The following is a 9,996-nucleotide window of genomic DNA, read 5'->3' as shown; positions in this document are numbered from 1 at the left end:
CATCGCGACCCGGTATGACAAGAGCCCGGAAAGCTACCTCGCCGGCCTTCACCTCCGCGCCTCGATGATCTGGATCGATGATCTCCTGCTGACCACTGATTGATCACAACATCACACAGGCCCTAGCACGTACGACGGGCCGTCACCCCGCCGCTCCGTCCCGGATGATCAGTCCGGCGCCCGCCGTCCACGCGCCCCGCGCGGATCCTCCGGCCCGTCTCAGCTGATCAGTCCCCTGGATTCCTCCCGCGCCTGGCGCAGCCGCTTCGCGTGCTCGCCCTCCGACAAGCCTGTCACCGCCCGGGACACCTGTCGGCGGACGGCCGTCACGCCCATGTACGGCAGCACGCACGCCGCCCAGGTCCTGTGCAAGGGACCCCGAAGCCGGGTTCGGTTGCCTGGAGGTGTGCTCGACCGAGGCCGAGCACACGATCCCGCACCGCCGCTCGCTGTTCACCGACCTGGTGCTGCGCGATGCCGGCGCGAAGGTGCCGGTGCTTGTGGCCGAGGGAGACCGCGAGAACGAGCGCGTCGGCACGCTCGTGGAGAAGCTCACCATGTACCGCACCTGGAGCGAGCTCCCGGCGAAGGGCACCGCCTCGGCCGGCGTGCAGCGTGCGGCGCGGCACAAGACGTGGCGGCTGGAGGGTGCGGCTGGGTTGGAGGCGGCCGGGCGCGTCCTCGGGCTGCCCCGTACGGAGATGGGCGACACGGCCCGGGGAGGGGTTGGATGCTGCAGAGGCTGGGGCCGACGGCGTGCTGGGCGAATTGTCGGGTGGTGGGGTGGTATAAGTCGAATCGAAGTCACCATATGTGACGTTCAATCACTCAGGGTTCTATTTTCTCTGAAGGAGACTCATGTCCCTGCATCGGCTTCGCCCGAGCCGCGTCTTCGGGCTCGCGCTGGCACTGGCCGGCCTCACCCTCTCCGGCACGGGCACCGCCATCGCTCTCACGCCGCGCGCCAACCTGAACGACACGGCCCGGTTCCAGCTGTTTCCCAACACCAAGTTCCTGCCGTGCCTGTCCGCCAACGGCAGCACGCCGCGCGTCGAGGCCGAGGTACGGCGCGGTGAACTGAACGACACCATGGAAATCCAGCTGCACGACTTCAAGCCCGACCTCGACTTCGACCTGTTCACGGTCCAGCGCAGCAACCAGCTGGCGGACGGAAGCCCGGATCCGTCGTTCACCGGCAGCTTCGGCCTGGCTTGGTACCAGTCCGACCTCCACACCGACCACCACGGGGAGGGCCGGGCTCGGATCCAGACCGTCCTGCTCGACCAGATCTTCGGCTTCGACCCGGACGCCGCTCTGAAGCCCACCAACACCTTCCATGTCGGGTTCTGGTTCAACAGCCCCAGCGACGCGGCGGCCTGCGGCTTCACGGGCACCACGCCATTCAACGGTGAGCACAATGCGGGGCCGCTCGCCTTCATCACCCGCCCCGACGCCCGCACGGGCCTGGGCCCTCTGTGCACCAAGCCCAACACCTCGACCACCCCCGCCACCTGTAACCCCTGACCCCCGCGTGGTCCTCGCCCGCCCGTCCCGGACGCCCTGGCCGGTCACGGTCCGGCGAGCACGACGACCAGAGGTCGGACCGGCCGGTAACTGCCGTTGCTCGCCGGTCCGGACCCTGGCGACCAGCCCGTGCACGAGCGGGGCCGGGCATGACAGCCAGGCGCAGGGGTGAGCGGGGGGATGTGAGGGTGCGGGTACGCGTGGTGCTGTCCCGCGCGGATCGGGTCTGCCTGATTCGGCGTCAGCGCGCTGCCGACACCCAGTTCCCCGCGGCGTCGACAAACCGAACGGCTCGACCACCGTGGCGCGCTCCGATGTTCTCGGCGCGCTTGGTGTGCTCAAGGTCGCCACCGCCGGCCGGCTCCAGCGGCTGCTGCGCCCCGGGGCGGGGTCGAACAAGGCGGTCCGGCAGCCGGCACGCACCCCAGGGCCTCGGCGTAATCGTGGCTTGAGCGTGTCACCCCGATATGTTCTGGTGGCGGTCCGGATGCAGAGCGGGCACGGGCTTTCCCGGTCGGCGATGTGAGGGCCCCGACGGTGGGGTTATGGCCCGCCATTGCTCCGGGTTCGGTGAGCGGGTCTTCGCGCGGGGCGCACCGTTGATACGGTGGTGGTGGGGGAGGGGGAGTTGCTTGGATCGGCGCATGGAGAACTCGATCTGGGACGCGTTGCTGTCGGTGGTCCGGGAGGAGGTGGACGAGCTGATCAGGAGCGGTCGGCGGCTTCATGCGGTGAAGCTCATCCGGGAGGCCCATCCCGGGCCGCGTCCTCAGCTGTCCGACGCTGTGGAGGTGATGAGCGAGCGCGCGGCGGAGCTGCGGTGCTGACCCGGGTGTCGGGGGCCCTGTGCAGCGAGTCCGTGGGTTCAGCTGCGACGCAGAACCCCGTTGGAGTCCCTTGTGGGGGCCGGTTCGTGGCGGTCTGTCAGCTTGACTTCTCTGCCAGGGGCCTACGCGACTGGGGCGACAGCATCCCAGCGATCACCAACGACCTTCTCGACGGCGGCAACCCGTCTCCTGCCTGTGCGCTCTCCTCCTGCGGATCGCTCACCAGAGCGCCGAACCGGGGATGCGCGGTGACCCGCGAGAACGGCTCGGCGAGCAGCGGCGCCGTGCCCTGGGCCGGCAGGCCGTGCGGGTCGATCCCCTTGACCCGGAATGTGTCGAAACCGGCCTCGTTGGGCCCGTCGGGGGGGGGGGCACCGGCCGCCGCGCGATCATCGGGTGCGCTGAAACGTCATAGACGCTGCCCACGGCAGCAATCGTGCCACCGAGGTCCGACATGCTCGACCGCCGTGGAGAAAGGGCCTGGCCGGTGCTGAACCCGGTGGATGCTCCTGCGGCGGTCGAGGCCGCAGCCGAGCCACTCGGAGATCTGCTCGACGATGTCAACCACGTGGTGTCCGTGGATCTGTATCCGGTTGTCGAGGCGGCATCTGGGCAGGGCGACAACGGGAAGCTTGTCCAAGCGGTGCTCGACGCGGGACACCGGCAGGACCGCTTCATCTCGGTCCTCTCCGCGTTGGAGCCGGCCCGAAGCTGGCGGGAGGTAGTGCACCGGGATGCGACCGAGGGCGGGCTGATGCCCCGATACCGGATCATCGACCGCACACCCGACCAGATCAGGCAGGCCGGCGAACTCGCGGATGGCATCGCCGACCTGATCGAGTCGCACCTCGGCCGGATCCGAACCGCCGCTGAGGTCGTCACAAGCTTCGCGAGCCTGGGCGCCCGGTGGACGCGGCAACTCCTGTTGGTCTCCGACGAGTGGGCGACCATCCTGCACCTCTGGGTCGGCGACTGACAGCCCACGGGGTCCGGCGTGGGCGGGCCACGCAGGCGTCGGGGAGGAGCGCGTTGGGGGCGGGGATGGCCTGCTGCGAGGCAGACCATTGCCCGCACGCGATCAGCAGATGTGACATCAGCCACACCCATTCCGTCGAGTTCCGGTCGGCTGTCGTTCGCAACACCCAAACCCGCAGGCCGAGTTCGCAACTCGAAGCCCCGAACGAACCCGGGGGCCGTCCAAAACGATCTGGCTGCCCACGGAGGTTTGGGCCTAGCCTGCCCGCCATGTCCCAGAACACGAACACCCCGGGTCTTCCCGGGCAGCCGGCCGCTCCGGTCGGCGACTCCGCCAAGGTGCAGCGCCAGGTACGGCAGCAGGCGGGCGTCGGACCGGTCTTCGGTGGCGGCGGCACCCTCTTCTCCGAGCCGGTCCTGGTGGTGAACCAGAAGGCCAAGCTGATCGAGCTGACCAACGAGTACTCGGTCTTCGACCAGCAGGGCGGCACGCTGGGCTCGGTGGTCCAGGTCGGCCAGAGTGGTCTGCGCAAGGTGATACGGCTGCTCTTCTCCATCGACCAGTACCTGACCCACAAGCTGGAGATCCGTGACGCGCAGGGCACCCCGGTGCTGCTGCTGACCCGTCCGGCGAAGCTCATCAAGTCGCGGGTGATCGTGCAGCGTCCGAACGGTCAGGAGGTCGGCCAGATCATCCAGCAGAACGCCATCGGGAAGATCAACTTCGCGTTGGAGGTCGGCGGTCAGAAGATCGGCGCCATCAAGGCGGAGAACTGGCGGGCCTGGAACTTCTCCATCGTCGACGAGACGGACACCGAGGTCGCCCGGATCACCAAGACCTGGGAAGGCCTGGCGAAGACGATGTTCACCACGGCCGACAACTACGTGCTCCAGATCCACCGCCCGCTCACCGACCCGCTGCTCAGCCTTGTCGTGGCGACCGCGCTGACCGTGGACACCGCGCTGAAGCAGGACGCGCGCGGCCTCGGATAGCCGCGAACCGTACGTTGTTCGGAGCCCCGCCCCCGACCAGGCGGCTTTCAGGGGTGGGGCTACCCCGGGGAGAACCCCGATCGCCTGCAGGGGAGCTGCAGCTGGTCGGTGGCCTCCCGTGCGGCTTCGCCCGCCCGGGAGGCCTCGCCGCGGGCTGTGGCGACCGTGTCCCCGACGGTCCGTACCCGGTCGTGGGCGGCGGGGTCGCTCGGCTCCCGGGACTTGGGCTCGGTGGGCGCGGTGCCCGGCCACAGCGGCGGCTCCGGCACCGTGGTCAGCCGGCCTTCGGTCAGGGAGCGTCCAGCCTCCAGGTCGGCGAGTGCGGCGACGGCGGTCACCTGCGGCCGCTGCCCGCTCGGGATGCTGCCGAGCAACACGTAGGCGTCCAGGGTGCAGCACAGTTCCTCCGCCAACTCGCCGTCACCGCCGGGGACGATCTCGTGGCGCAGCACCTGCTCGACCGCGTCGGCGTACCGCTCCAGGACCCGCTGGGCGGCCTCACACTGACGGAGGCGAGGGAGCGGATTCTCTGGGGCTGATGACGTGTGGCGGGTAGAGCAGCACAGGTCAGCAGCGGTGAAGACGAGGCTGTCGAATGCGACGACTGTGGTGCCATCGCACGGGCGGTGAGTGTTGGCCGTCTTGCGCGCGAGTCACCCAGCAGGCTCGCCCCCGTCACGACACCACCACACTTGCGTCCGAGCACCTGCCTCGGGCGGACATCCCCACACCGCACCCGGCCGTCCGACCCTGTCCCGTGCGGTCCGCTGCTTCACAGGCTCACCATTCCCAGGACGATTCCTCGAAGGCGTCGGGTTCGGTGATCCAGCCGGCGTTCAGGACGAGCCGTGAGGTGCGGTGGACAGCGAGGAAGCCGAACGGCCGGTCGAATCGGGCGCTGATTCTGCGGACGCGGTAGCGGTACCGTGGCAGCCCCGCACCCGCACCTGCCACGCTCAGGGCAGTCACGCTTGCGGAACGGAAGCCGTGGGCACCGAACGTGGCGGTCACCGTCTGCGCGGCGGCCCCGACCGCCAGCGGCTCGGCGCTGATGCCCGGGAAATGACCTCGGGCTCGGTCCGTCGCCGTTCGGAGGCCGAACAGCTCAGGGACCTCGAGTAGATCGTGGCGGGCGGTGATGGTGAAGGGCACCGTCTCCACCAGCAGCTCCGGTTCGCCGTCGAGACTGGGAACACGTTCGACCGTCAGCCCGGGTCCTGGAGTGCCATAGGGGAGTTGATCGCCTTGCACTACTGACCTCCGGTTGTCGAGGGTCCGTACCGCTGCCGTCAGCACGTGCCCCGGTGAGGCCTCCTCCGGCCCCAGGAACAGGTGGACATCGACTCCCTGGGTGCCGAGGACATCCAGCACGGTGACGGGGCCGACCGGGGTCTGGGTGACTCCTACGCGGTTGAGCAGTGCGGTGACCCGGAACAAGCCGGCCAGGTTCTTGCCCCGCCAGGGTCCGGCCTCCGCCTCTATGCGGTCGGGTGTGAACGGGCGGATCCAGTCGGTGCGGACCGTCAGGGCGCCGGCCAGCACCAGCTGGGTGTCCTTCTCGACGGTGACCGGCATCGACGGGATCTGACCCTCGGTGCACGTCGCTGCCCAGGCGTCGAGTCGAGCCTGATCCGAGACCGCGTCGCCGGTGAGCTGTCCGTGGACGCGCTCGGGGAGCGCGGCAAGCCAGCGCTGCTCGATGGGCAGCGCTTCGTGGGTCCACAGGCCGAGCGCGCTGTGCACGCCTGGCATCGCATCGATCGTGGCCAGCAGCTCCCGCGCCTGGTCCGCGGCGTTGTCCGCTGGGATGCCGATGGCGTCGGCGAGTTCCTTACGGACAGCGCCGGTGGCGCCGTCTGCCAGCAGAGCGAGCAGTGACCACACCCCGGCGGTGGTGAAGGCTGTACCGCCGGCCGGCAGGACGGCGGCCCAGCGCGCGGTCAACGCGTTGACGGCCCGGACGGTGGAACTACGAGTCATCCCCACCCCTTCGAGGAACACCTGATCCTGGGAGCGTAGGGGGGCCTGCCTGTGGCGGCCAGTGAGTTGATTGTTGCCAGCCGGGTCAGGCGCCGCCGGACCGGCGGTACCGCTCCTGCGTGCTCACTCCGATGGAGTTGCCCTCGTCTCGGTGGTACCAGTCCTCGAAGAAGTCCTCCACCGCGTGGACGTCGGCGGGCGGGGCCCGCACGATCGCGGTGAGGTCCTCGCCCGGGTATGGAGGCCCGCGCCGGTTGCCTGTCCAGCCGCCCTCGTCGTCCAGCAACCCGGTCCGCGCGTCGGCGAGTTCGGCGTCCGCGACCTCCAACGCCCAACCGGCCGCCCGCAACCCGACGTCCTCCGCATCGATCCCGGCCAGCACGCACAGACCCTCCTTGGCCGTGCCCGGGCGCGCCGTGCCCGGCGGGTCCGAGTAGCCGGCCAGGAACCGCAGCACCGCATCCCCGGTACCGGGCCGCGCCTTCGCCGCCCGGCCGGGCCACAACGCCCGGGTGAGGCGCGGCGTGACCCACGGGAGAGTCAGACGCGGCCGCCCGGCCGACAGGTTCACCAGACACCCGCCCGCGAACTCCGCCGCCCCGCCGTGGCATCCCGCGCAGCGCTCACGGGCCCGTCCCCTTCCACCGCGTCAGGTCTACCGGGCGGGTGACGGCGGGCGATCGAAGAAGGTCTCCAGCGAGACCGTCGCCTGGGTGCCGCTCACTCCGTCGATCGCGTACAACCGTCGTAGCACGTCCTGAAGTTGCTCGGGCTCGTGTTCTCGCTCGACGAGCGGCAGTTGTTCGTGTCGGACAGCCGGGCGCGGCACATCCGCGTCTTCGACCGCGACGACGGCACCCTCTCGGACGGCAAGGTCTTCGCGGAGGCGCCCGACAGCAGCTTCGACAACATCCGCTTCGACGACGGAGGGCGCCTGTGGGCGGCCGCCATCGGCGATGGCGTGCACTGCTACGACCCGGACGGCACGCTGATCGGCCGGCTCCTAGTCCCCGAGCCCGTCTCCAACCTCACCTTCGGCGGGCCGAAGAACAACCGCCTCTTCATCACCGCGACGACCTCGGTGTACTCCCTGGTCATGGCGGTGACGGGCACCCATCGGGTCGCCCCGGGGCGCCCCTGACGGGGCGGGCACGAGCGCGCTGTCGCTGCTGGGCAGTGAACCGTTCGGCCCCGACGCCGCCGGCCCGTCCCGCCCACGGCCTCCGTCCCGTCATGCGAGCCCACCGGCACAGCCACTGGAGGCCGTTGTTGCGGCCCGGCACGCGGCAGGCACGTATCGGTGGGATGACCGATGTGCGGGCGGCGGGGGCGCGGCCATAGTCCTCGCAGGAGCGTCCGCGGATGGCCGCGGTGCGCCCGGTTCCCGAAAGGTCGTTCTGTGGACACGCACGCGGATCTGGTGTTTCTCAACGGACAGGTGGTCACGGTCGATGCGGACTTCTCCGTCGCCTCGGCCCTGGCGGTGACCGGCGGGGTCATCAGCGCCGTCGGCCGCAGGGACGACGTCGCACCGCTCATCGGGCCCCGCACCCGGGTCGTCGACCTGCAGGGGGCGACCCTGCTTCCCGGCATCAACGATTCCCACCTGCACGGATGCGCCTTCGGCATGGCTACGCCGCCGCTCTCCCTCGACCTCGGCCACCCCGCGGTGTCCTCGCTCGGGGACGTGGCCGAAGCGGTACGGCAGGCGGTCGGGCAGGCCCCGGCCGGGCAGTGGATCACGGGGCACGGCTGGGACACCGGATACCTCGACGACTGCCTCCTGGACCCGTCGCGCAGGCCCTCGCGGCGCGACCTCGACGCCGTGAGCCCGGACCACCCCGTCGTGCTGTACTCCTTCTCCGGACACGCCACCTGGGTCAACTCCAAGGCCCTGGAGCTCATCGGGATCGACCGGAGTACCGTCGCCCCGCCCGGCGGAGCCATCGTCGTGGACGAGACCGGGGAGCCCACCGGGCTGCTCCACGAGGGGGCCCAGGCCCTCGTCCAGAACGCGCTGCCGCCGCTCAGCCGGCAGGAGCGGACCGACGCGATCAGGGCCACCCTCGCCACCCTCGCCCGGCTCGGCGTGACCAGCTACACGGAGCCCGGGCTCGGCCCCGGCGGCGAGGGCATCATGCGGGGAGCGCTCGGCGAGGAGACCCTCGATGTCTACCGCAGGCTGCTGGCCGACGGCGAACTGACCGCCCGCGTCGGCGTCCTGCTGTTGCCCACCGGCATGGCGAGCACCCCCGCGGAGTTCGCCCGCGGCCTCGCGGACCTCGGCCGACCCGGCGACACGGATCCGCGGCGCCTCGCGGTCCACGGGGTCAAGGTCTTCGCCGACGGCATCGTCCCCAACAAGACGGCCTGGATGCACGAGCCGTACGTCGGCGGCGGCTGCGGCTCCCTGTGCGTCGGCGGCGACACCGACACCGAGCGCACCGCCGGGATCGACGCCATGATCCGGCTCGCCCACACCGCCGGGCACCAGCTGGGCGTCCACGTCACCGGCGACCGGGCCATCGACACCGTTGCGGACGCCTTCGCCGCGGCCATGGCCGAGCACCCGCGGCCCGACGCCCGCCACTACGTCATCCACGGCGACTTCCTCACCGCACACAGCATGGAGGTGCTGGCCGCGCACGGCTTCGGCGTCAACATGAACCCCACCATCAAGTGGACCGTCGCCGACATGGAGGAGGAACTCGTCGGCGCCGAACGGGCCGCGTACGCATGGCCGTACCGCGACGCCATCGACGCCGGCGTGCGGGTCGCGAGCGGATCCGACGCGCCCGTCACGCACCCCGACTGGCGCCAGGGCCTCGCCACCATGATGCTGCGCGAGTCCAAGGCCGCCGGCCGGGTCAGCGGCCCGGAGCAGCGCATCGGCCTGGCCGATGCGCTGCGCACCTACACGATCGACGCGGCCTGGCAGGACTTCGCCGACGACTGGAAGGGCTCCCTGGTGCCGGGCAAGGCCGCGGACCTGTGCGTGCTCGACGGGGACCTGCTCGCCGCCGACCCCCGGGACATCCCGACGATGCCCGTCGTCCTCACCGTCATGGACGGGCGGATCGTGTACGAGGCCCTGCCCGTTTGACGCACTCCGGGCACATGATCATCCTTGGACGATGGCAGCGGAGCGGAGCGTGACGGAGATCCTGGACGCGGCCGTCGGCGTCCGCGAGGCCGCCAGGAGCGCCTCGGCCGGTACGACCGGCCTCGACGCGGTCCTGGCGGCACTGTCGGAGGTGATGGAGTACGAGCACGCCTCCCTGGCCCGGTGGGATCCGCTGCGCAGGTGCCACACCACCCTGGCCGGGAGCTACCCGGACGACGCCACCGCGTACATCGAGACCCGCCTGCACCGCGATCCGGTGTTCCCCGTGCTCCGCAGCCCGGCCAGGGGCGGCCTGTGGCTCGGGGACGTTCCCGGGCGGCTCCTGGAGGCCTCCCCGGGCTTCCGGGAGGTGCTGCGCCCGCTCGGCATCGAGGACGGCGTGGCCCAGTGCCTCTTCGCCGTCGACGGCCGGTACGTCGGGATGCTGAACGTGAGCACCCGCCGGCCGCGGTGCGCGCCCGATCCCGCACGTGCGGTGGTCACCCTGCTCAGCGAGGCGCTCGCCGCGGCCGTCGCCTCCCACGCGGGCCCGCGATCCGAGGAGGCCGCCGCGGCCGGCCCGGGCGCCGCGAC

General features: G+C 70.9%; 9 protein-coding genes and 2 pseudogenes. 7 read left to right on the top strand and 4 right to left on the bottom strand.

Features of this window, described 5'->3' with window-relative positions:
* The first annotated feature begins 858 nt into the window (after positions 1-858).
* From KS423_RS28055 to KS423_RS28040, 4 genes are all read left to right on the top strand, one after another.
* On the top strand, positions 859-1,524 hold the full coding sequence (locus KS423_RS28055) for a hypothetical protein (protein ID WP_224282560.1): 666 nt from the start codon (positions 859-861) through the stop codon (positions 1,522-1,524).
* Positions 1,525-2,168: 644 nt separating this feature from the next.
* On the top strand, positions 2,169-2,351 hold the full coding sequence (locus tag KS423_RS28050; protein WP_224282559.1) for a hypothetical protein: 183 nt from the start codon (positions 2,169-2,171) through the stop codon (positions 2,349-2,351).
* A 454-nt stretch (positions 2,352-2,805) separates the two neighbouring features.
* Positions 2,806-3,327 carry a hypothetical protein gene (locus KS423_RS28045; RefSeq protein WP_224282558.1) on the top strand — a complete coding sequence of 174 codons (522 nt, stop codon included), beginning with the start codon at positions 2,806-2,808 and terminating at the stop codon, positions 3,325-3,327.
* A gap of 65 nt (positions 3,328-3,392) precedes the next feature.
* Entirely contained in the window at positions 3,393-4,319 is a 927-nt protein-coding gene (locus KS423_RS28040; protein WP_374120041.1) for an LURP-one-related/scramblase family protein, read from the top strand.
* Between the two features lie 59 nt (positions 4,320-4,378).
* Here the strand turns inward: KS423_RS28040 and KS423_RS28035 are convergent, their stop codons facing one another.
* The 4 genes and pseudogenes from KS423_RS28035 to KS423_RS28020 form a co-directional block, all read right to left on the bottom strand.
* Positions 4,379-4,771, bottom strand: coding sequence for a hypothetical protein (locus tag KS423_RS28035; RefSeq protein WP_224282557.1), 393 nt, complete (start codon positions 4,769-4,771; stop codon positions 4,379-4,381).
* A gap of 328 nt (positions 4,772-5,099) precedes the next feature.
* Positions 5,100-6,299, bottom strand: a complete 1,200-nt coding sequence (locus tag KS423_RS28030; protein WP_224282556.1) for a serpin family protein — start codon at positions 6,297-6,299, stop codon at positions 5,100-5,102.
* Between the two features lie 85 nt (positions 6,300-6,384).
* Positions 6,385-6,756 (bottom strand): hypothetical protein, encoded by a 372-nt coding sequence (locus KS423_RS28025; RefSeq protein ID WP_224282555.1) that lies wholly within the window; start codon positions 6,754-6,756, stop codon positions 6,385-6,387.
* A 198-nt stretch (positions 6,757-6,954) separates the two neighbouring features.
* A pseudogene (locus tag KS423_RS28020) lies at positions 6,955-7,068 on the bottom strand (Lrp/AsnC family transcriptional regulator); the annotation flags it as partial.
* On the opposite strand from KS423_RS28020, the pseudogene KS423_RS28015 reads away from it, so the two are divergent.
* The 3 genes and pseudogenes from KS423_RS28015 to KS423_RS28005 all read left to right on the top strand — a co-directional run.
* Positions 7,069-7,440: pseudogene (locus KS423_RS28015) on the top strand (SMP-30/gluconolactonase/LRE family protein); the annotation flags it as partial.
* Positions 7,441-7,698: 258 nt separating this feature from the next.
* Positions 7,699-9,402: an amidohydrolase gene (locus KS423_RS28010; protein WP_224282553.1), complete on the top strand. Its 1,704-nt coding sequence runs from the start codon at positions 7,699-7,701 to the stop codon at positions 9,400-9,402.
* Between the two features lie 31 nt (positions 9,403-9,433).
* Positions 9,434-9,996, top strand: a 563-nt coding sequence (locus KS423_RS28005; RefSeq protein ID WP_224282552.1) for a LuxR family transcriptional regulator, incomplete at its 3' end; no start/stop codon positions are given.

The organism is Streptomyces sp. LS1784 (genome assembly GCF_020103755.1).
Taxonomy (GTDB): domain Bacteria; phylum Actinomycetota; class Actinomycetes; order Streptomycetales; family Streptomycetaceae; genus Kitasatospora.
Note: the sequence above shows the minus strand (reverse complement) of the source record. Positions and strands in the feature narration are given on the sequence as shown.

Excerpts from the sequence above, each read along its gene's own strand:
- KS423_RS28055 (WP_224282560.1), top strand. The coding sequence starts at position 859 with ATGTCCCTGCATCGGCTTCGCCCGAGCCGCGTCTTCGGGCTCGCGCTG.
- KS423_RS28050 (WP_224282559.1), top strand. The coding sequence starts at position 2,169 with ATGGAGAACTCGATCTGGGACGCGTTGCTGTCGGTGGTCCGGGAGGAG.
- KS423_RS28045 (WP_224282558.1), top strand. The coding sequence starts at position 2,806 with ATGCTCGACCGCCGTGGAGAAAGGGCCTGGCCGGTGCTGAACCCGGTG.
- KS423_RS28040 (WP_374120041.1), top strand. The coding sequence starts at position 3,393 with ATGGCCTGCTGCGAGGCAGACCATTGCCCGCACGCGATCAGCAGATGT.
- KS423_RS28030 (WP_224282556.1), bottom strand. The coding sequence starts at position 6,299 with ATGACTCGTAGTTCCACCGTCCGGGCCGTCAACGCGTTGACCGCGCGC.